Source organism: Pseudomonas sp. ERMR1:02 (assembly GCF_002277815.1).
Taxonomy (GTDB): Bacteria; Pseudomonadota; Gammaproteobacteria; order Pseudomonadales; family Pseudomonadaceae; genus Aquipseudomonas.
The window spans coordinates 198,559-220,579 of the sequence record NZ_NKJI01000004.1 but is presented as its reverse complement, the minus strand read 5'-3'; the positions used below and the strand labels follow the sequence as shown (position 1 = coordinate 220,579).

Below are 22,021 nucleotides of genomic sequence, written 5' to 3'. Positions count from 1 at the left end.
TCTAAATCTGAACAGAAATTCGAGGCGGTATTTGATAGTCGTTTTGATCTCATTTTTTAAGATGAAGTTGTACGGTTGGTTGTTTAATTTGTAGGGTTTGTACAGGTTTTATATTTGAATGCTGGCGATTTTTTAAACGTTGTCATCTCGTGTTGCTTGTGCGATTCAAGAACTGTTTCAAGTTGTAAGTGTTCAATCAAGTGTTACATGTCCGAGCCTGCTCGCTACGGGATATCAAAAGAACCTCTGCCTATCGAAACCCGTCGGGTCACTGCCCGCGCTGATCTCGCTCGCCTGAGCTATCATCGCGGTTTTTGCCGGGAGTTCAGATGGCCAAGGCCAAGCGCATGTACGGCTGCACCGAGTGTGGCTCAACCTTCCCCAAGTGGGCCGGCCAGTGCGGCGAATGCGGCGCCTGGAACACGCTGACCGAAACCATGGTGGAAAGCGGCGGGGCCGCGGCGCCTACCGGGCGCACTGGTTGGACTGGCCAACAGGCGCAGATCAAGACCCTGGCCGAAGTCAGCGTGGAAGAGATCCCACGCTTTTCCACCGCATCCAGCGAACTGGATCGGGTACTGGGTGGCGGTCTCGTCGACGGCTCGGTGGTACTGATCGGCGGTGATCCCGGCATCGGCAAATCGACCATTCTGTTGCAAACCTTGTGCAACCTGGCCAAGAGCATGCCGGCCTTGTACGTCACGGGTGAAGAATCCCAACAGCAAGTGGCCATGCGCGCCCGGCGTCTGGGCTTGCCACAGGATCAACTGCGGGTCATGACCGAAACCTGCATTGAAACCATCATTGCCACGGCTCGACAGGAAAAGCCCAAGGTCATGGTGATTGATTCGATCCAGACGATTTTCACCGAGCAACTGCAATCGGCGCCGGGTGGTGTGTCCCAGGTGCGTGAAAGCGCGGCATTGCTGGTGCGCTATGCCAAGCAGAGCGGGACGGCGATTTTCCTTGTCGGCCACGTGACCAAGGAGGGCGCGTTGGCCGGCCCGCGCGTGCTGGAGCACATGGTCGATACGGTTCTGTATTTCGAAGGCGAGTCCGATGGACGCTTGCGTTTGCTGCGGGCGGTGAAAAATCGTTTCGGCGCGGTCAACGAACTGGGCGTGTTCGGCATGACTGACAAGGGCCTGAAAGAAGTTTCCAATCCTTCGGCTATTTTCCTGACACGCGCTCAGGAAGAAGTCCCGGGCAGTGTGGTCATGGCGACGTGGGAAGGCACCCGGCCGATGCTGGTGGAAGTGCAGGCGCTGGTGGATGACAGCCATCTGGCCAACCCGCGTCGGGTAACATTGGGACTGGATCAGAATCGGCTGGCGATGTTGCTGGCGGTGCTACACCGTCATGGCGGTATTCCGACTCACGATCAGGACGTATTCCTTAATGTGGTCGGCGGCGTAAAGGTGTTGGAAACGGCCTCTGACCTGGCATTGATGGCGGCGGTAATGTCCAGTTTGCGCAACCGGCCGTTGCCTCATGATTTGCTGGTGTTCGGTGAGGTCGGTCTGTCTGGCGAGGTGCGCCCGGTGCCAAGCGGTCAGGAGCGCCTGAAGGAAGCGGCCAAGCACGGCTTCAAGCGTGCCATCGTGCCTAAGGGCAACGCGCCGAAAGAGTCACCGCCGGGGTTGCAGATCATTGCCGTCACTCGTCTGGAACAGGCGTTGGACGCACTGTTCGAATAAACGCATCTCTTTGTAGGAGCTGGCTTGCCAGCGAAGGTGGTCAACGATGACGAGTGACGCCTGACTCGCCGGCGCGCTCTGGTTTTTCGCGAGCAAGCTTGCTCCTACAGGTTGACGCCAACCTGCGGCGAAGACGGCCTGAAAAAAATCACAAGGTTCAAGCCCATTCGCCAGCAAGCCGGCTCCTACAATGGCGTTCACACCTCTATAAGCGCACCCAACTCCCGCTCAAGCTCCTGCGGATCACCCAGATTGAGCTCAATCAATCGCCGCAGACGCTCAATGGACTCCAGGCTGATGTGCCGGCAGACGAACCCGAGCTGGCCGTAGTCTTCATGGGTCAATTGCACATCCATTTCGATGTCGATGTCTTCGCTCAGATGAATGTTGCAAAAAAAATCCTGCTGCGGGTTGCCCACCCACGGTTCAGGCCGTTCGATCAACAAGCCCTTGAGCGAGAGGTCGAGCAGCTTTACTGGCCAGACGAACTCCCCCTGGCTCAGCTCGGTTTTGGCATCGAACGCAATACGTTTGAAGCGGCGGCGATCGGCGGGGTGGTCGCTCATGGCGCAATCCTCTGGATGTTCGCTGACTATAGACCCGCATTATTAAAACCTGCCAGCCGGGGCAGGGCTCTAGACCAACGTTGGGGTATGGCCTTTGCCGTCAGGAGAGCTAAACTCGGGGTGGCTGTCTTTCTGTCCACTCTGGCTGGAATAATAAAATGAACAATAATAATAGCCCGCTACGGCATTTACCCTGGCTGCTGCTGGCAATCGTTGGAGCGTGCGCCCTTGGTGTAGTGGCATTGCGCCGAGGGGAGGCGATCAACGCCTTGTGGATTGTGGTCGCTGCGGTGGCCATTTATCTGGTCGCGTATCGCTACTACAGTCTGTTCATCGCTAACAATGTGATGCAGCTCGACGCGCGACGGGCCACCCCCGCCGTGCTCAACAATGACGGTCTGGACTACGTTCCAACCAACAAACATATCCTTTTCGGTCACCACTTCGCGGCCATCGCTGGCGCGGGGCCTCTGGTCGGCCCGGTATTGGCAGCGCAGATGGGCTACCTGCCCGGCACACTGTGGCTGATTGCCGGCGTGGTGCTGGCCGGTGCCGTGCAGGACTTCATGGTCCTGTTCATGTCCACCCGCCGCAACGGCCGTTCCCTCGGTGACATGGTCCGTGAAGAGATGGGCCGCATCCCCGGTACCATCGCACTGTTTGGCTGCTTTTTGATCATGATCATCATCCTCGCGGTGCTGGCGCTGATCGTCGTCAAAGCCCTGGCTGAAAGCCCTTGGGGATTTTCACGGTGATGGCAACCATCCCGATCGCGATGTTCATGGGTATTTACATGCGCTACATCCGTCCGGGGCGCATCGGTGAAATCTCCGTCGTCGGCGTGTTGTTGCTGTTGGGTTCTATCTGGCTGGGCGGGCAAATTGCCGCCGATCCGGTGTGGGCCAAAGCCTTCAGCTTCACTGGCGTGCAGATTACGTGGATGCTGGTCGGTTACGGTTTCGTGGCCGCCTCGTTACCGGTCTGGCTGATTCTGGCGCCACGAGACTACCTGTCGACCTTCCTGAAAATCGGCACCATCGTCGCCTTGGCAATCGGCATCCTGATCACCATGCCCGAGCTGAAAATGCCGGCACTGACCCAGTTCATCGATGGCACCGGCCCAGTGTGGAAGGGCGGTCTGTTCCCGTTCCTGTTCATCACCATCGCCTGTGGCGCGGTATCGGGTTTCCACGCGCTGATCGCTTCCGGCACCACGCCGAAGCTGCTGGATAACGAGACCAACGCCCGCTACATCGGTTACGGCGGCATGTTGATGGAGTCCTTCGTAGCCATCATGGCCATGGTTGCGGCGTCGGTAATCGAGCCCGGCGTGTACTTCGCCATGAACAGCCCGGCGGCGGTGGTTGGCGGTGATGTGGTGGCGGTGGCGCAAGCGGTCAGCAACTGGGGCTTTGCGATTACGCCGGAAGCGCTGCAAGCGGTGGCCAGGGACATCGGTGAAACCACCGTCCTGGCCCGTGCCGGCGGTGCGCCGACCCTGGCGGTGGGTATCGCGCAGATCCTGCACAGTGTGCTGCCGGGTGAAAACACCATGGCGTTCTGGTACCACTTCGCGATTCTGTTTGAAGCGCTGTTCATCCTGACGGCGGTCGACGCCGGTACCCGTGCCGGACGATTCATGTTGCAGGATTTGCTCGGTTCCTTCGTACCGGCGCTGCGCCGCACGGAATCCTGGACCGCCAACCTGATCGCAACCGCCGGTTGCGTGGCCATGTGGGGGTGGCTGCTGTATCAAGGCGTGATCGATCCATTGGGTGGCATTAACACCCTGTGGCCACTGTTCGGTATCTCCAACCAGATGCTGGCCGGTATCGCGCTGATGCTCGGTACGGTTGTGCTGATCAAAATGAAACGCCAACGCTACATCTGGGTGACCTTGCTGCCAGCGGTGTGGCTGCTGATCTGCACCACCACCGCAGGCTTCATCAAGCTGTTCGACGCCAATCCGGCGATCGGCTTCCTGTCGCTGGCCAAGAAGTACAGCGATGCCCTGGCCAATGGTCAGATCCTCGCCCCGGCCAAGGACATCACGCAGATGCAGCACGTGATCTTCAACGCCTACACCAACGCAACGCTGACCGCGCTGTTCCTGTTCGTGGTGTTCAGCATCCTGTTCTATGCACTCAAGGTCGGCATCGCCTCCTGGGGTACAAAAGAGCGTACGGATAAAGAATCGCCCTTCCAGGCGCTACCGGATGCGTAATCGAGGATTGCAGCATGTTCAATGACCTGAGTCGCCTCGGTAAATACCTCGGGCAGGCCGCGCGCCTGATGGTCGGCATGCCCGACTACGATAATTACGTCGAGCATATGCAAAGCAAACACCCGGACAAACCGGTGATGAGCTACGAGGCGTTCTTTCGCGAACGTCAGGAAGCCCGTTACGGTGGCAAGGGCGGGCCGAAGTGCTGTTGATGCACTTGGGCCAGATAACACACCTCTGTAGGAGCACGGCTTGCCGGCGATAGCGATCTTAAGGACGCCTTCGCCAGCAAGCTTGGCTCCTACAGTTTTTTAGCGCATGGGAGATTTTTGTTTTGCTCACTCCAATTCCTGTCACCATCCTCAGCGGCTTCCTCGGCGCTGGCAAAACCACCCTGCTGCGCCACCTGCTCAAAGCCGAGCACGGCCTGAAAATCGCCGTGATCGAAAACGAATTCAGCGACGCCGGTATCGACACCCAGCTATTGGGTGATGAGCCGGTGCAAGTGATGACGCTGTCCAATGGCTGCGTCTGCTGCACCATTCACACTGACCTGACCAAGGCCCTGTACCTGCTGCTCGAACGACTGGACAGTGGTGCAATCGCCTTCGACCGTCTGGTAATCGAATGCACCGGCCTGGCCGATCCGGCACCGGTGGCGCAAACCTTCTTCATCGACGAAGAGCTGCGCGAGCGTTACATCCTTGATGGCATTATCACCCTGGTAGACGCCGCACACGCCGACACTCACCTGGCCCAGACCATCGCCCAGGCGCAGATCGGGTTTGCCGACCGCCTGCTAATAAGCAAGCGCGATCTGGTGGACGAACCAACGTTTACCGCGTTGAGTGAACGCCTGACCCGCATCAACCGCCGCGCACCGATCCGCTTGGTCGATCACGGCAAGATCGATCTCGCCGAATTGCTCGATGTGCGCGGCTTCAACCTCAACGCCGACCTTGGTGGCGGATTGAGTTTGCGCCCGCTCACCAACACATCGTCCATTGACCGCATTTCCAGCCTCGTGCTGCGTACCGACAAGCCGCTGGATATCGACAAGCTCAGTGAATTCATGAACGAATTGCTGGAAGACCATGGCAAGCAATTGCTGCGCTACAAGGGTGTGCTGAACATCCATGGTGAGCCGCGACGCATGGTGTTTCAAGGGGTGCTGAAGTTGTACGGATTCGATTGGGATACGGACTGGGCTGAAGATGAGCCGCGTGAAAGCGTGATCGTGTTCATTGCCGATGATCTGCCCGAAGAGAAAATTCGCGAGGGCTTTGCACGGGTGGCGGCTGAATAAGGCTGGATATCTTCAGCGTGCTCAAGACCGCTTTCGCGAGCAAGCCCGCTCCCACATTTGGAATGCATTCCCCTGTGGGAGCGGGCTTGCTCGCGAAGGCTTTCTATCCGGCAACGCGATTTTGAATGGGCCTCGATCCAGAGTTCAGCAATGTTTCCTCCAGATGATCCAGATGCCGGTTCAGCAAAGTCTCGGCCTTCAGCGCATCCCCACGCTCCACAGCATCCAGAATCCCTTCGTGTACCTGCCAATCGCAATAACCCTCCGTCGGCGTATCGAACTGCGCAATCGCCAGTGCTGTCAGCGGCACCAGACTGCAGAGAAAATGCGCCAGCGGTGCGTTCCCTGCCATTTCAGCCAACTGCAAATGAAACTCTCCTGACAGCCGAATCGCCGGACCACGCGCCGTGCATTGGCGCTCGCTCTCGATCAATGCGCGCAGGCGTTTCAAGTCTTGTGGAAGAGGTTGCTGACAAGCCAATCGCACCAGCGTGGTTTCAGCCAGCCGCCGGGCATGCAGCGTTTGTCGGGTTTGTTCAAAATCTGGCGCAGCGACACGAGGGCGATGATGGGTTCGAAGGACGATGATTTGCTGATGGGACAGGCGCGTCAGCACGTTACGAACTTCACTGCGTCGAACGTCGAACATCTGCCCCAGGCTGTCTTCGGTAATGCGGCTGCCGGGCAGGATGCGCTGTTCAAGAATGGCATCGAAGATCCGTGAATACAGATCATCTGCTGACGGCTTCCTGAAATTTTTTTGCGCAAAGGGCAGGGCAGCAAGCGTGTGTGGTGAAGCGAAGCTGTTCATGGCCTGTCTCCAGTTCGAAGGGGGTCAACTGCCGAAGTTATCGTCCGGGATGTTCAACTCGATGCCCATCCGCTGGCCTTCACGCAGAATGTGCCGGCGCATCTCGGCGCTGGCCTGGGCGCTGTTTTTGCTGCGGATCGCTCGCACCACGGCTTCGTTTTCTTCCAGGCGTTCGGCCAGATGCTCGGGTGAGTTGCGCAGCACTTCAGCGCTCTGCTTGAGGGCGTTACTGGTTTGTTGCACCACACTCTGGAAAATCGGGTTTGAGGTCAGCGTGAACAGTTCTTCGTGAAACGCAATGTAGGCGCTAACTCCGGCCTCGCTGTCGTTGGCCTCCAGGGCTTCGCGCATGTCCATGAGGGTCAGGCGCAGTTGCCCGACTTCCTTGCTGCTGATCGACTGCGCAACCAGACCGACGATGAACGGCTCAAGGGTGTAGCGCAGTTGCAGCACATCCTCGAGGCTGGCGCCGGCCACCGCGCTGTCGTGGCTCTGGCTCTGGCTATCGCTGAGCTGCGCGTCAAGCACTACCACGCCTTTGCCTGGCATTGACCGCACCAGCCCGAGGGTTTCCAACACGATGACTGCTTCGCGCAGGCTGGGACGGCTGATGCCCAGTTGCTCGGCCAACTCACGTTGCCCCGGCAGCATGTCGCCGGAGCGCCACTGACCACGGGCCAGGGCGGCCCGGAGTTTTTCTACCACTGAATTTACGACGGTTGACGTGGTGATCACTGTTTGCTCCAGGTCGCGATAAATGTGCCTGCCCGTGGGCAGGCGCACGTTGTTTAAAATTCTTGCTGATGTGTCGGGGTAACCGGTTTTCTCGGCTGGAAGGTATAACCCACCTGCCCGCAAAGCACCTTGTTCGCCCGTTGTACATCAATGTCTTTTCCCAGCGGGCGATGGCCACCGTGGCGACGCAGTTGCCGATCAGGTTGGTCAGCGCCCGGCCGATGCCCATGAACCAGTCCACCGCCAGCACCAACACCAGACCGACGACTGGAATAGCCGGGATCGCGGTCAGGGTCGCCGCCAGGATCACCAGTGCGGAACCGGGAATGCCGTGGGCGCCTTTGGATGTGATCAGCGATACCAGCAGAATTGTCAGCAGGTCGGTCATGGCCAGCGGCGTGCCAGTGGCGTTGGCGATGAAGACGATGGCCAGGGTCAGGTAAATCGAAAAGCCGTCGAGGTTGAACGAATACCCGGTAGGGATCACCAGTCCGACCGTCGAGCTGCCGATCCCGAGGTGTTCCAGTTTGCGCATGATCTGTGGCAACACCGCGTCGGACGAGGCCGTACCCATAACGATCAGCAGTTCTTCACGCAGGTACTTGAGCAGAGGCCACATGCGCAGGCCTGACAGGCGCATCACCAGCCCGAGGATCAATGATACAAACGCCATGCAGGTCAGGTAAAACAACCCCACCAGGCTGCCCAGATGCTGCAGTGAGTCCAGGCCATATTTGCTGGTAGTGAAGGCGATAGCACCGAACACGCCGATTGGCGCCAGGCGCACGATCATGCCCATGATTCGGAAGATCACATGGCTCAGTTCGTTGATCAGCCGCGAGATCCCGGAAGCGGCTTCGCCTACCAGATTAAGGGCGCTGCCGAACAGCACCGAGAACAGCAGCACTTGCAAAATGTTGTTATCGGCGAAAGCACCAATCACCGAAGTCGGGATCAGATCCATCAGGAACTGGGTGGTGGTGTGCATGTGCTGGCCGCGCTGGGCTATATCGCCCATGTCGGCAGCGGAAAGCTGATCCAGATGAATATTCGCGCCGCTGCCAATGCCGGTGCTGAAGGCGAATACCAAGCCGATCACCAAGGCAATGGTGGTCAGCACTTCGAAGTAGATCACCGATTTCAGGCCGATGCGTCCGACCTTCTTCAAGTCGCCTGCACCGCTGATACCGCTGACTACCACGCAGAATACAATCAGGCCGATGAGCATTTTTATCAGCTTGATAAAACCGTCACCGAGCGGTTTGAGCTGAGCGGAGTATTCGGGAAGGGTCAGCCCGCAGACGATGCCGAGCACCAGTCCGAGAACCACTTGGAGGAAGATTGAACGCGAGCACCATCTGAGCATGGGAGAAATCCTGGTCGGTGTCCTGGCGGCCAATGCTGAGCGCATGGCATTCAGGACTTAATTATTGTGGTCTTACCGGTATGTCCAGTGCAGCCGCAGTCTAGTCGCTGATTTCGTGGGATCGCAAGCGGAAATTGAAAAATTGGCATGACCGGTCTTACCAGTGGTGGTACGCCCCCGACGTCTGGTTTTTCCAGGTGCCTGAAAGTGCGGGCTAGATAGTCAGTCGTCGCCCGCCGATTTAATATTCGTACATCAAACTTCGTCAGGACCGTTTATGTAAGGTGCATTTCTTTCCAGTATGTTGAAGTTGAAAGTTCGAGGCATTCCGCCGTTATCCGCTATATAGATATACGGAGAGCCTCGGATAATTTTTGTACGCAATAGTCCGGAATCTCTGACTTGTAAGTAGGTGCAGAATGTAGTGTCGCTGACATGCTCAATATTAAGCGGCATGCCATTATCCCTCAATAGATTGAAGGTGCTTGAGTCGGCTGAGGGGAATGCTCCAATTAATCCTTGGTCGCTGACGCTGAGGCACATTCCATGATATGGACCCGGTGAACGGATATAGAGTCTGTAACTGGAGTTGGTATGCCTGAAATAAAGCGTCAGTCGAGGCTGGGTGTTCATCGGTACTTCTGGGTGCACCCCCAAAAATGCGAGTGGTCCCGTGTTTGTGGGGCGCCGGTGAAGAATCCACCACTGAATTGTGTATAGGTGACCATCGTCTGCTTACCGCGCATTTCACTCAGGAAGTGTAAAGGGGCGTTTCCTGTGCTAATGGTTGCGATAAAAGATTTTTTCCGGTCTGTAGTCATATGGTATTCACTGTAAAAAGAGGTTATAAGTGTTTTTCGATGTCGGTATCATTATTCAAGATAAGAGTCGGTTACTGTGTTTGAACAATCAGCAAAATTTTTTATAAAGCGGAGTTTTGCTGGTGAGTTAATAAGCTAGCAGTAAGATGGTAGGGGGTAAGCAGTTATTTGGTGGTTGAATATTTCAGAAGTTGTCGCTTAGAAGAAAATGCGAAAGTTGCGTTAGATTTTCTGGGCAAAAAAAAGCCCGGCCAAATTGGCCGGGCTTTTTTTAAACTTTCTACTATCAGGCGCCGTATACCGGCAGCTTCTTGCAGATGGCTTTTACTTTCTCACGAACGGCGTCGATCACCGCTTCGTTGTTCAGGTCAGCCAGGATGTCGCAGATCCAGCCAGCCAGTTCCTTGCACTCTGCTTCCTTGAAGCCACGAGTGGTCACAGCCGGAGTGCCAAAGCGCAGGCCGGAGGTGACGAACGGGGAGCGTGGGTCGTTTGGCACGGAGTTCTTGTTTACGGTGATGAATGCTTTGCCCAGAGCGGCGTCAGCATCTTTACCGGAGATTTCCTGCTTGATCAGCGACAGCAGGAACAGGTGGTTTTCAGTCCCGCCGGAAACCACGTCGAACCCACGCTCGATGAACACGCTGGCCATGGTCTGGGCGTTTTTCACCACTTGTTGCTGGTAAGCCTTGAACTCAGGCTGCAGTGCTTCCTTGAAGCAGATCGCCTTAGCGGCAATCACGTGCTCCAGCGGGCCACCTTGGGCGCCCGGGAATACTGCGGAATTCAGCTTCTTCTCGATGTCGGCGTTGGCGCGAGCCAGGATCAGGCCGCCACGCGGACCGCGCAGGGTCTTGTGAGTGGTGGTGGTCACGACGTCAGCGAATGGAACCGGGTTCGGGTAGACGCCAGCGGCGACCAGACCGGCCACGTGAGCCATGTCGACGAACAGGTAAGCACCTACCTTGTCGGCGATAGCACGGAAGCGCGGGAAGTCCAGGATCTGCGAGTAGGCAGAGAAACCGGCTACGATCATCTTCGGCTTGTGCTCGACCGCCAGGCGCTCGACTTCGTCGTAGTCGATCAGGCCGTTGGCGTCGATGCCGTATTGGATGGCGTTGTACAGCTTGCCGGAGGACGAAACGCTGGCGCCGTGGGTCAGGTGACCGCCGTGGGCCAGGCTCATGCCCAGGATGGTGTCACCGGCCGACAGCAGGGCCAGGTAAACGGCGCTGTTGGCTTGCGAACCGGCGTGCGGCTGAACGTTGGCGTAATCGGCGCCGAACAGTTGTTTTGCACGATCGATGGCCAGTTGCTCGACCACGTCGACGTACTCGCAACCGCCGTAGTAGCGCTTGCCCGGGTAGCCTTCGGCGTACTTGTTGGTCAGTACCGAGCCTTGAGCTTCCATCACCGCAGGGCTGGTGTAGTTTTCCGAAGCGATCAGCTCAATGTGCTCTTCCTGGCGCTGAGCTTCTTGCTCCATGGCGGCAAAGAGATCGGCGTCGTACTTGGCAATAGTCAAATCACGGCTGAACATGGCGGTCCTCAAGGATCGGGGGCAGAAAAGGGGGGCATTCTACCCCAACCGGTTTTGGAAGGCATATGAAAGGACATCATGTCGCAGACAAGTGGCCTTCATGCGGGATCAGTGGTGATCGTGCAGCCCTCTTCGCTGTAGGAGCGAGGCTTGCCCGCGAAGAGGCCGCCCGGAACAGCGAAAATCTCAGTCGAACACGAACAACGCATCATTGCTGAACTGCACTTCGAACTTCCTGGCCGGCATCGGACGGCCAAACAAGTAGCCCTGAACCTCATCGCAACCATGCTCCCGGAGAAAATCCAGCTGCTCCTGAGTTTCCACACCCTCGGCGATTACCGCCAGGTTGAGGCTGTGGGCCATGGCGATGATTGCCCGGGCGATCTGCGCATCCTGTTCACCCGACGGCAGGCCGTCGACGAAGGTGCGGTCGATTTTCAGTACGTCGATCGGGAACTGCTTGAGGTAGTTGAGCGATGAGTACCCCGTGCCGAAGTCGTCGACCGCAATGCTCAGGCCGAGGTTTTTCAGACCGTCGAGAATCTGCATCGCTTCGCTGACTTCGCGCATCAGGATACTTTCGGTCAGCTCCAGTTCCAGGCACGCCGGCGGCAGACCGGTGTCCTTGAGGATGGTAGCGATGCGCGTGCCGAGCTGACCGTCGGAGAACTGCCGCGCCGAGATGTTCACCGACACCTTCGGCACCCGAACCTTGGCTTGATGCCAGGTCTTGAGCTGACGGCAAGCCTCGCTGATCACCCAGTCGCCCACATCCACTACCAGACCTAGCTCTTCGAGCACCGGTATGAAGTCCCCTGGCGGTACCAGGCCGCGGCGCGGATGACGCCAGCGCAACAGGGCTTCGGCACCTGTCAATCGTTTGCCATCACCACTGAATTGCGGCTGGTAATACAGCACAAACTCGTTCTGTTCCAGGGCATGACGCAAGTCACCTTCCAGTTCCAGGCGCTCCAGGGCGCTGGCGTTCATGTCCGTCTGATAGAACTGGAAGTTGTTCTTGCCGCGCTCTTTGGCGTGGTACATCGCTGTGTCGGCGTTTTTCATCAACTGACTGAGCTCGTTGCCATCCTGCGGGCTCAGGGCGATGCCGATACTGGCCGTGACGAAGAATTCGCGGCCTTCGAGTACGAACGGTCTCACCAGGCTGGCGAGAATCTGTTCCGCCACGTGAATCGCCCTGTTCAAGGCGATTTCACGGTTGGCCCGCGGTTGCAGGAGCAAGGTGAACTCGTCGCCGCCCATGCGCGCCACAGTGTCGTCATCGTCGACGCAACCGAGCAGGCGAATGGCCATTTCCTTGAGCATGCGATCGCCGGCGGCGTGACCTAGCGAGTCGTTGATCGGCTTGAAGCGGTCGAGGTCAAGGAACATCAACACCACCCAGGACTTCTGCCGATCGGCCGCTTGTAACGCCGTGTGCAGGCGATCCTGGAACAGCGTGCGGTTGGGCAGGTGCGTCAAGGCGTCGTAATAGGCGAGGCGGTGGATCCGCTGCTCACTGGCCTTGCGCTCGCTGATGTCGCTGAAGAAGCATACGTAACTGGCCAGATCGCCTTCGTCGTCCAGCACCGCGGTAATGCCGACCCACGCCGGGTAATGCTCGCCATTGCGCCGTTTGAGCCAGACCTCGCCTTCCCAGGTGCTGTTCTGATTGAGTTGTTTGAGCACATAACGCAGATGGGCTTCCTGCTGCTCATCGACGGTGAGCATGTTCGGCAACTGGTCGAGCACCTGTTCCACCGCATAACCACTGACGCGGCTGAAGGCTTCGTTGGCCTGGACGATATAGCCGGCCGGGTCCGTGATCAGGATCGCCGAGGTCGAATGTTCAAAAACCGTGGCGGCCATGCGCAGGTCTTTTTCGGCACGGCGTTGCTGGCTGATGTCGCGACCGACCCCGAGCACGCCCTCGAATGCACCATGCTCGTCCCAGACCAGCACCAACCGTAGCTCGATGGGATCTTGCGCCCGTCGGCCCGCAAGCAGTCGAACAAGAACAACTGGGTCTGCACCTGGTTGCGCAACAGTGCCAGTTGCTCGGGTTGATCCAGCGCCTTGCTGACCCGATCCATCAGGCTATAGATACCGGTCAGTTGCTGCGGGTTGGCGATGGTCGAATGCCAGCCGTTCTGGAAAATCCATTCGGCGTCGTAACCCAGCACGGCTTGCACCGACGGGCTGACGTAGTTGAGCGTCATGCGGTTGTCGGTGGAGAAAATCACGTCGCTGATGCTTTCGGCGAGCATTCGGTAGCGCTGCTCGCTGTCGCGCAGAGACTCACTGGCTTCGATCTGCTCGGTGATGTCCTTGGCCACGCCAATGATGCGGGTCACCTGGTCGTGTTTGTCTCGCGCCAGGGCCTGTTCGCGAATGTCGAAACGCCGCCACTCCCCATCCCGGTGACGGAAGCGCAACTGGCATTGCATCAATTGGCTGTAGCCACCATGCCGTTGGGTCTGGCGCGAGCGGTGGTAGTAGTCGGCATCATCGGGGTGCAGGAGGATTTCCCAGAAGTACTCGCCCATCTGTTGCAGTTCGGTGCGGTTGTAACCGAGGGTCTGGCCAAGATGGTGGTTGCTGTAGATCATGCGCTGACTGATCACGTCCTGCACGTACAGGTGATCGGGCACGGTGCGCACCACATCGGACCAGAACCCTTCGCGCTCCTGTAGCGACAACTCGATGAGCTTGCGGCTGGTGATATCGGTGATGCTCAGGATCACCGCTTTATAGTCTTCCGGGTTTTCCGGCAGGCGCAACACCAACCACAGGTGCTGGTCGCGGCCAGTGGCGTCTTGGAGTTTGATTTCCAGCTCAAGTTGCTGCTGCTGATTGAACACTGCTTCGAGCACTTGATTGCCGATGGCGCTGTCATCCAGCGGGTTGCCATCGATCAGCAGGTCCCAGGCTTCTCCGCAGGTGCTGGCGTTGAGCAACTGCAAGGCAACCTGATTGACCTCGGTAATACGCAGCGCCTGTAGCAAATACAGACGTTGCTCCGGATCCTCCAGCCAGCCTTGCAGTTGTTCGTTGCTCTGCAGTCGGGCCCTGTCGAAGATGATCTTGAGGCCGGACATGTCGAGTACGCACAGCGCGACGCCGGTGCCTTCGAAAACTTCCTGATAACGGCGGCGGCCTTCATGCAGTTGGCGCTGACGTCGGCGCGTGTTCAGCAGGACGATAAACGGCAGCACGGAAAAGGCCAGCCCCAGCAGGCATTTGCCAATGAAGGCCGGTAGCAACTCTTCGAGCACACGCTGGCGATCGAACAGCCCGCGCAGTTGCCAGTCGCTGCCGCTCAGCGGAACGGTCAGCACGCTGTTGCTGACATCATCCTGGGTCAGCGTGCCCGGGTTGACCAAAGGCAGCGCTTCATCGCGGCTGATGATCTGGTGGTTGAAGCGGTTTTCCACCAGCCACCGCGGACGCCCAACGGACTCGTTGAGTTGGGTCAGGGACGAAAACAGCGTCGGTTTGAAGCGCAAGGCCCAGTAGCCACGGGTGCTGCCGCTGGCCTGATGTAACAGCAGGTGAACCATCGAGCCATCGATGGCATTGCTGAAGTAGTGAGGCTGAGCACGACTGCGTCGGACCAGTTCGCTCAGGTAGTCGGCGTCTTCGCTGTTGGTCGCGCTGTCAGTGAGGATTATTCCGGACGGGCTGAGCAAGGCAAGGCTGGTCAGGTCGGGCAAGGACTTTTGCAGCTTGCGCAGCAACTCCTGCTGTTCGTCGGTACTTTGCGGCTGTTCGACGATCGGTAGCAGGTTAAGGGCGATCTGCGCGTTGAGCGCCATGTTCAAACTGACTTGTGCGGCCAGGTCGGCGGTGTAGTCGATGGTGTATTGACGCTGGTTTTTCTGGGTTTCGCGCAACTGGTCCAACAGTTGCCAGAACAGCAGTGCCAGCAGCAGTAGCACCAGTGTCGCCAACGCACCTTTCAGGGTTCCGCGCAGGGGCGAACCGGGCGCCGCAGTCGGTGCACTGGTGGTCAGGGGCGGAGGGACATTGGACAAACTTTAATCCTGCGGTTTGGCTGGACTGGCGCGACGTGCACTATAAGCCGGACGCCCGGAACGCGGCTAGCATGCCTTGAGTTGTGGCAAAGTGCCAGCCCCGCTCGGCTGGACGGCTATCTGTCATTAAGGTAGCTTTGCCGGTTACGCGGGAGCGTTCCAGCTCCTAGAATCAGACTTTTTCAGCGCGCACGCATTGGTGCACATCAAGCGGTCAACGCGCACGGTCTGGCCGGGCATCGCCTGCGCTCTATTCATTCATCAGTCACTGACCCAAGGTTCTCCATGGCTCAATACGTATTCACCATGCATCGGCTGGGCAAAGTTGTGCCGCCGAAGCGGGAAATCCTGAAAAACATCTCCTTGTCGTTCTTCCCCGGCGCCAAGATCGGCGTGCTCGGCCTCAACGGTTCGGGTAAATCCACGCTGCTGAAAATTATGGCCGGCGTCGACACCGAGTTCGAAGGTGAAGCCCGTCCGATGCCGGAGCTGAACATCGGTTATCTGCCGCAGGAACCCATCCTTGATCCAACCAAAACCGTGCGTGAAGTGGTCGAGGAAGCGGTCAGCGTGATCAAGAACGCCCAGGCTCGCCTGGACGAGGTCTACGCGGCTTACGCTGATGAGGATGCCGACTTCGACAAACTGGCTGCCGAACAGGCCAAGCTCGAAGCCATTCTGCAAGCCAGTGACGGTCATAACCTGGAGCGTCAGCTGGAAGTCGCCGCCGATGCGCTGCGCCTGCCGGCCTGGGATGCCAAGGTCGAATTCCTGTCCGGTGGTGAAAAGCGTCGTGTGGCCTTGTGCCGCCTGCTGCTGTCCGCCCCTGACATGTTGCTGCTCGACGAACCGACCAACCACCTGGACGCCGATTCCGTCGCCTGGCTGGAGCACTTCCTGCACGACTTCCCGGGCACCGTGGTAGCGATCACGCACGACCGTTACTTCCTGGACAACGTCGCTGGCTGGATTCTGGAACTCGACCGCGGCGCGGGCATTCCTTACGAGGGCAACTATTCCGGCTGGCTGGAAGCCAAATCCGATCGTCTGGCTGCCGAATCCAAGCAGCAGTCGGCCCATGAAAAAGCCATGAAGGAAGAACTGGAGTGGGTGCGCAAAGGCGCCAAGGCCCGCCAGTCGAAATCCAAGGCTCGTCTGCAACGCTTCGAAGAAATGCAGTCGCAGGAATTCCAGAAACGCAGCGAAACCAACGAGATCTACATCCCGGCTGGTCCGCGCCTGGGTGACAAGGTTATCGAGTTCAAGAACGTCACCAAGGGCTACGGCGATCGCGTGCTGATCGACAACCTGTCGTTCTCCATGCCGAAAGGCGCGATTGTCGGCGTGATCGGTGGTAACGGTGCGGGTAAATCCACACTGTTCCGCATGCTGATGGGCAAGGAAACCCCGGATTCGGGCAGCATCGAAGTCGGCGAAACCGTGCAGCTTGCTTGCGTGGATCAGAGCCGCGAAGACCTGGACGGCGGCAAAACTGTGTTCCAGCAAATCTCCGACGGTTCCGACCAGATCCGCATCGGTAACTACGAGATCCCGTCGCGCACCTACGTCGGTCGTTTCAACTTCAAGGGCGGCGACCAGCAGAAGTTCGTCAAGGACCTGTCCGGTGGTGAGCGCGGTCGCTTGCACCTGGCCCTGACCTTGAAAGAGGGCGGCAACGTCCTGCTGCTCGACGAACCATCCAACGACCTCGACGTCGAAACCCTGCGTTCCCTGGAAGAAGCCCTGCTGGACTTCCCGGGCGCCGCCATTGTGATCTCCCACGATCGGTGGTTCCTTGACCGCGTCGCGACTCACATCCTGGCGTACGAAGATGACTCGCAAGCAGTGTTCTTCGAAGGCAACTACTCCGAGTACGAAGCCGATCGCAAAAAGCGTCTTGGCGAAGCGGCGGCCCAGCCGCATCGTGTACGGCACAAAAAACTGGCCTGATTTCGGGTTGGTTGCATGAAAGAGAACGGAGCCTTCGGGCTCCGTTTTTTTTTGCGTGTTTTTCAGGGACACCGCTGCGCAGCTTTCGCGAGCAAGCTTCGCTCCTACAGGAGCGGCACGATCAACTGTAGGAGCGAGGCTTGCCCGCGAAGCAATTTCACTGATGGTGCAAAGCTTGAATCAAGGCTCCCTTTTTCGGTGCAAAATCGGTAGAAAACAGGGTTTATTTATATCCTGTGCACCATTTAATTTCATAAGTGCGACATTTTGCGCTGTTCTTGTGCGCGAATCGTTTGCTACAGTCCGGCCAAATTTCTTCCAACGACAATAAATTTGCCGAGACTTTGTCCATGATCGAATCCGTCGAATCCTTCCTTGCCCGCCTGAAAAAACGCGATCCGGACCAGCCAGAATTTCATCAGGCTGTCGAAGAAGTCCTGCGCAGTCTCTGGCCCTTTCTTGAGGCCAATCCGCATTATCTGACTTCGGGCATTCTGGAGCGGATTTGCGAGCCGGAGCGGGCGATTGTGTTTCGGGTTTCCTGGGTCGACGATCACGGCAAAGTGCAGGTCAATCGCGGATTCCGCATTCAAATGAACAGCGCCATCGGTCCGTACAAGGGCGGCTTGCGTTTCCACCCTTCGGTGAACCTGGGCGTGTTGAAGTTCCTTGCTTTCGAGCAGACCTTCAAAAACTCCCTGACTTCGTTGCCCATGGGCGGTGGCAAGGGCGGTTCTGACTTCGATCCGAAAGGCAAAAGCGATGCGGAAGTCATGCGTTTCTGCCAGGCCTTCATGAGCGAGCTGTACCGTCACATCGGTGCCGACGTTGACGTGCCGGCTGGTGATATCGGCGTCGGTGCCCGCGAAATCGGTTTCCTGTTCGGCCAGTACAAACGTTTGAGCAACCAGTTCACCAGCGTGCTGACCGGCAAGGGGCCAAGCTATGGCGGCAGTCTGATTCGCCCGGAGGCCACCGGGTTCGGTTGCGTGTATTTCGCCGAGGAAATGCTCAAGCGTCGCGGCCTGACGGTTGAAGGCAAGCGCGTGGCGATCTCTGGTTCCGGCAACGTCGCGCAATACGCGGCACGCAAGGTCATGGACCTGGGCGGTAAAGTGATCTCGCTGTCCGACTCCGAAGGCACGCTGTACTGCGAGAGCGGTTTGACCGAGGCGCAATGGCAAGCAGTACTGGAACTGAAAAACGTCCAGCGCGGGCGCATCAGTGAATTAGCCAGCCGTTTCGGTCTGGAGTTCCTCGCCGGGCAGCACCCGTGGGGACTGAGCTGTGACATCGCGCTGCCATGTGCCACACAAAACGAACTGGATGCCGATGCCGCTCAAGCGTTGTTGCGCAACGGCTGCGTCTGTGTGGCGGAAGGCGCGAACATGCCAACCACTCTTGAGGCGGTGGACCTGTTCATCGACGCCGGCATTCTGTTCGCACCGGGTAAGGCGTCCAACGCCGGCGGGGTTGCCGTGAGCGGGCTGGAGATGTCGCAGAACGCCATGCGCCTGCTGTGGACCGGCGGTGAAGTGGACAGCAAGCTGCATGCGATCATGCAGTCGATCCACCACGCCTGCGTGCATTACGGTGAAGAGAACGGTCAGGTCAACTACGTCAAAGGCGCGAACATCGCCGGTTTCGTCAAGGTCGCCGACGCCATGCTCGCCCAAGGCGTGGTTTAAGCCGGGTCGATGCGGATGATCTCGATCAGGTAATCGCCGGCGGGGCGCTGCCACAGCACCTCGTCACCGAGTTGCGCCCCGAGCAACGCCCGACCCAGCGGCGATCCCCAATTGATCAGGCCTTTGGCGGCAGCGGCCTGGTCTTCACCGACCAGTTGCACGCGTTGCTCAGTGCCATGCTCATCGGTGTAGGTCACCCAGCTGCCGATCTGAACCTTCTTTGTTGATGTCGCGAGCGGCACAACCTGTGCACTTTGCAGGCGTTGGTGGAAATAGCGTAGATCGCGCTCAAGGTTGGCCATCAGCTGTTTGTCAGCCTGATCGCCGCGCGCCGATTGTTCGCCGTGCAGCGCGTGCAACTCGGCGACCTTGTCTTGCAACAGGCTCAGGCCGGCGGGCGTGACGTAATTGGGCTGCGCACTGACCTGCCGCTCGACTGGCTGATCGGCTTGCGCGGCGGCGTTATCTTCATTGATGAAGGCGCGACTCATGGTTTTCTCCCGGTATGGGGTTTGGGCCTGATCGATCGGTTCCTGAATCAATAGTGATACCACTTCACCTCTAGCAATACCTCGTTCTCGGGTGTTGCCAGGTGACTGAATTCGCGCTGGGCACTCAGGCGCACGCCAAGGTTGCGCGACAGTTCCCACTGCTGATTCAGGCTCACACTGCGGCGCACTTCGCCATTGGTGAAAAAATCACCCTTGGTTTCCAGACTGAAGTTGCCCAACGGGTTTTTCCATAGCAGGCCTGTGTTGAAACCCGCCGCAGGAGCAATAAACCCGGCGAAGTCATTGTTGTGTTCCACGCGCACGGTGCCCAGGGCAAAACCCAGCATGTCGTCGCTCAATTGCCAGGTTCCACCACCGCCGCCATTGACGTGGCTGACCAGGGTTTCATCCTCATGCTTTCCCGGTACCCGCTCCAGGCCACCGGTGACTTGCCACGAAAGCGGTTGGAGCAGCTCATTGCGTGGAGTCAGAGAGCGAATGGTCGCCAGGTCCAGTTGCTGTACTTGCCAGTCATTGCCTTCGTACTGACGCAGTTTCAGTTGCAAAATTTCGATCTGCGCACCGAGGGGGAAACTTTCGGCATTGTCGTTGAGGTCGTGATAGGCCATGCGCAGGCCATATTCGCCAAACGCGCGGTCGCCTCGGGTGCCGATTCCGGCCTGCCAGGTGCGGGATTCGTGGCCATCCTCGGGCAGTCCGGGTTGCGGGATGTCCAGCTCCGGTGGCGGGTTCTGGTTGATCGCCCGCAGCAGTTCGAAGCTGCGTTGCGCCCGTTGCGGGTCACGCTCCTGACCGTTGGCGCGGTAGCGTTCCAGACGATAGGCCGCATCGATGATCAGCGCCTGACGGTCGCGGGGTTGCGCCTTGAATTCCGCGGTTTGCAGTTGTTTCTGGTCGGCGCTGACTTTCAGTACCCACTGCTGCTCTTCATCAGTCAATGGCTCGGCACGGCTGAGCAGTTCGCGCTCGCGGGAAGGGCGGTACTGAATGGACTCCACCAGCCCGGCCTCTTTCACGGCTTTGACGGTGTCGGTGGGGATGGCGGTCAGCGGGAATTGCTCGGTCAGCCTCAGACTCGGGCGCGCCACTTGCAGCAGTTCCAGCAGGCGATAAGAGCAGTTTTCGTCGAAGAAGAAATAGTCGAACTGGATCTGTTTGAGTTCCCAGACATGCTCGACCATACGCTCGGTTTCGGCCTTGGTCAGGTTCAGACGGTACTCCCACAGGTCGCGGTTTTCCAGGCTGCGGTATTCCGAGAGTTTTTCCTGGTACGGCACCAGCGCAAACAGTCCCGGATAGCCGCCCATCAAGCCTTTCCAGGCATAGAGGATGCTGTTGTCCGAGCCTTCAATGTAGGCGCCGAAATTGATCGCATAACTGAGCAGCGAGGTCTTGTCACTCTGGACGTCGGCCTGGTCGATGCGCAGCAAGGTATGGCCGAACATTGAGGATGGGCTGTTGAGGTAGGCCGCCGGGAAAATCATCACCGCGCTGTGGGGCGAGACGTCCTTGAACCATTGCTTGAATTCGGTGCAGTCCGGCGTCGGCAGATCGGTCAGGTTGAGTTGCGCTTTGAGCCAACGAGTACGCGCCGGGTAAACGCATTGCGCATGCTGCTCGCCGGCACTGACCGGGGCATACAGCGCGCGTACAGTGGCCGACAATTCGTGGTCCGGGTGCTCGTTGCCATCGGCGGCGAGGAAGAACTTCTTGTCGCTGACATAGCTGCGCCATCCACCGAGCTTGGCGGTTTCGTAATGGCCCAGGGAAATCCAGAAAGGGTCGTTGGCCAGTTGCTGCAAACGTTGATTGTCGATAAGTGGCGCGGCAGACAGCTGGGCGCAGACACAGAGCGCCAGCCAGGCAAGGCGTTTGAGCATAAGTGGCAACTTAAACAGGATAAAAACAAAGACCCAGCGGGGTTGATGCCGCTTAACTGTAGGAGCTGGCTTGCCAGCGATGGTCGTTAACGATGACGCGTGCTAACTGGATGAACACAGCGCCTTAGAGACCATCGCTGGCAAGCCAGCTCCTACAGGTGAATGGCATGGGCAGGTCCAAAAAATAAAACCCGCTTCCCAAGAGAAGCGGGGCGGGTCGAGCTTAAGCTTGAGTAGCGTACTTGGCCAGACGGGGATCGTTCTTCAGAACGGCCAGAGTGTTGGTATGCACATCTTCCGCGGTCACGTCAGCCTTGCTGAAGATCTGCTGGAAGTGCTCGTGAGTGACGGCGGCGAAGTGCGCACGGTCTTCCGGCGCCACGCCCAATACCACGGCATATGTGGTCAGTGCTTCACCCTGACCTTTAGCCATGTCTTCGGACAGCTCGTTCATCATGCCATTCATGGCAAACCAGGATTTGCCGCCATAGGTCAGCGACGCGTTGGTGGCGCAACCGTTGGTGCCAGAGGTCATACCGAAGGTTGCATTACCGGAAGTGCCGTTGGTGGTGGAGGCCAGCATGTGAGCCGGAGTACCACGCTGACCTTCGAACAGCATGTTGCCCCAACCGCAATCCGGGCCGCCAGGCGCCTGAGCCATGGCGTTGATGGATACAACGGTGAAGAGAGTACCAAGAAGAATCCGTTTCATAGCTTTGTTCTCTTGTGTGCGTACCAATGGACAAGGGATCTGGCGCGTATCTGACGCCAGTTGGGCCGGTTATTAGTCCAGCCGCGCAGTTTGGAGTTTAGGCACGATCACGGGGTTCCGTGATTTTTTGCAAAACATACGTTGAAAACAGTGATTTGGCGCCTCTCTGCGCCGGGGTT

The 22,021-nt window shown here is 58.2% G+C and carries 12 protein-coding genes and 3 pseudogenes; 6 read left to right on the top strand and 9 right to left on the bottom strand.

Annotated elements, in window-relative coordinates:
- Positions 1-329 precede the first annotated feature (329 nt).
- Positions 330-1,697: a DNA repair protein RadA gene (gene radA, locus CES87_RS09630; RefSeq protein ID WP_128605954.1), complete on the top strand. Its 1,368-nt coding sequence runs from the start codon at positions 330-332 to the stop codon at positions 1,695-1,697.
- A gap of 197 nt (positions 1,698-1,894) precedes the next feature.
- On the opposite strand, the gene CES87_RS09625 is transcribed toward radA, so the two are convergent.
- Positions 1,895-2,263 (bottom strand): PilZ domain-containing protein, encoded by a 369-nt coding sequence (locus CES87_RS09625; protein ID WP_128605953.1) that lies wholly within the window; start codon positions 2,261-2,263, stop codon positions 1,895-1,897.
- 158 nt (positions 2,264-2,421) lie between these two features.
- On the opposite strand from CES87_RS09625, the pseudogene CES87_RS09620 reads away from it, so the two are divergent.
- From CES87_RS09620 to yjiA, 3 genes and pseudogenes are all read left to right on the top strand, one after another.
- Positions 2,422-4,487 (top strand): annotated as a pseudogene (locus CES87_RS09620) (carbon starvation CstA family protein).
- Between the two features lie 14 nt (positions 4,488-4,501).
- Positions 4,502-4,699 (top strand): YbdD/YjiX family protein, encoded by a 198-nt coding sequence (locus CES87_RS09615; RefSeq protein WP_008058222.1) that lies wholly within the window; start codon positions 4,502-4,504, stop codon positions 4,697-4,699.
- Positions 4,700-4,821: 122 nt separating this feature from the next.
- Positions 4,822-5,793 carry a GTPase gene (gene yjiA, locus CES87_RS09610; protein WP_128605952.1) on the top strand — a complete coding sequence of 324 codons (972 nt, stop codon included), beginning with the start codon at positions 4,822-4,824 and terminating at the stop codon, positions 5,791-5,793.
- Positions 5,794-5,896: 103 nt separating this feature from the next.
- Here the strand turns inward: yjiA and CES87_RS09605 are convergent, their stop codons facing one another.
- The 5 genes and pseudogenes from CES87_RS09605 to CES87_RS09585 form a co-directional block, all read right to left on the bottom strand.
- Positions 5,897-6,604 (bottom strand): GntR family transcriptional regulator, encoded by a 708-nt coding sequence (locus CES87_RS09605; protein WP_128605951.1) that lies wholly within the window; start codon positions 6,602-6,604, stop codon positions 5,897-5,899.
- A gap of 24 nt (positions 6,605-6,628) precedes the next feature.
- Entirely contained in the window at positions 6,629-7,339 is a 711-nt protein-coding gene (locus tag CES87_RS09600) for a FadR/GntR family transcriptional regulator (RefSeq protein WP_128605950.1), read from the bottom strand.
- Between the two features lie 53 nt (positions 7,340-7,392).
- Positions 7,393-8,705, bottom strand: a pseudogene (locus tag CES87_RS09595) (C4-dicarboxylate transporter DctA).
- 1,107 nt (positions 8,706-9,812) lie between these two features.
- A complete protein-coding gene (gene glyA / locus CES87_RS09590) occupies positions 9,813-11,066 on the bottom strand; it encodes a serine hydroxymethyltransferase (protein WP_128605949.1) in 1,254 nt (417 codons plus the stop codon).
- A 186-nt stretch (positions 11,067-11,252) separates the two neighbouring features.
- Positions 11,253-15,100: pseudogene (locus CES87_RS09585) on the bottom strand (EAL domain-containing protein).
- A 285-nt stretch (positions 15,101-15,385) separates the two neighbouring features.
- On the opposite strand from CES87_RS09585, the gene ettA reads away from it, so the two are divergent.
- Complete coding sequence (gene ettA / locus CES87_RS09580) at positions 15,386-17,050, top strand: energy-dependent translational throttle protein EttA (RefSeq protein ID WP_128605948.1); 1,665 nt, start codon at positions 15,386-15,388, stop codon at positions 17,048-17,050.
- Positions 17,051-17,400: 350 nt separating this feature from the next.
- Positions 17,401-18,738 (top strand): NADP-specific glutamate dehydrogenase, encoded by a 1,338-nt coding sequence (gene gdhA, locus CES87_RS09575; RefSeq protein WP_128605947.1) that lies wholly within the window; start codon positions 17,401-17,403, stop codon positions 18,736-18,738.
- On the opposite strand, the gene CES87_RS09570 is transcribed toward gdhA, so the two are convergent.
- From CES87_RS09570 to CES87_RS09560, 3 genes are all read right to left on the bottom strand, one after another.
- On the bottom strand, positions 18,735-19,229 hold the full coding sequence (locus CES87_RS09570) for a GreA/GreB family elongation factor (RefSeq protein WP_128605946.1): 495 nt from the start codon (positions 19,227-19,229) through the stop codon (positions 18,735-18,737). The two genes, gdhA and CES87_RS09570, sit on opposite strands and share 4 nt — an antisense overlap.
- Before the next feature lie 47 nt (positions 19,230-19,276).
- Positions 19,277-21,130 carry a DUF4105 domain-containing protein gene (locus CES87_RS09565; protein WP_128605945.1) on the bottom strand — a complete coding sequence of 618 codons (1,854 nt, stop codon included), beginning with the start codon at positions 21,128-21,130 and terminating at the stop codon, positions 19,277-19,279.
- A 223-nt stretch (positions 21,131-21,353) separates the two neighbouring features.
- Positions 21,354-21,842 (bottom strand): DUF3015 domain-containing protein, encoded by a 489-nt coding sequence (locus CES87_RS09560; RefSeq protein WP_128605944.1) that lies wholly within the window; start codon positions 21,840-21,842, stop codon positions 21,354-21,356.
- Between the last annotated feature and the right edge of the window lie 179 nt (positions 21,843-22,021).

Coding starts and splice junctions, on each gene's coding strand:
- radA (WP_128605954.1), top strand. CDS start 330: ATGGCCAAGGCCAAGCGCATGTACGGCTGCACCGAGTGTGGCTCAACC.
- gdhA (WP_128605947.1), top strand. CDS start 17,401: ATGATCGAATCCGTCGAATCCTTCCTTGCCCGCCTGAAAAAACGCGAT.
- CES87_RS09625 (WP_128605953.1), bottom strand. CDS start 2,263: ATGAGCGACCACCCCGCCGATCGCCGCCGCTTCAAACGTATTGCGTTC.
- CES87_RS09560 (WP_128605944.1), bottom strand. CDS start 21,842: ATGAAACGGATTCTTCTTGGTACTCTCTTCACCGTTGTATCCATCAAC.
- ettA (WP_128605948.1), top strand. CDS start 15,386: ATGGCTCAATACGTATTCACCATGCATCGGCTGGGCAAAGTTGTGCCG.
- glyA (WP_128605949.1), bottom strand. CDS start 11,066: ATGTTCAGCCGTGATTTGACTATTGCCAAGTACGACGCCGATCTCTTT.
- CES87_RS09565 (WP_128605945.1), bottom strand. CDS start 21,130: ATGCTCAAACGCCTTGCCTGGCTGGCGCTCTGTGTCTGCGCCCAGCTG.
- CES87_RS09570 (WP_128605946.1), bottom strand. CDS start 19,229: ATGAGTCGCGCCTTCATCAATGAAGATAACGCCGCCGCGCAAGCCGAT.
- CES87_RS09615 (WP_008058222.1), top strand. CDS start 4,502: ATGTTCAATGACCTGAGTCGCCTCGGTAAATACCTCGGGCAGGCCGCG.
- CES87_RS09605 (WP_128605951.1), bottom strand. CDS start 6,604: ATGAACAGCTTCGCTTCACCACACACGCTTGCTGCCCTGCCCTTTGCG.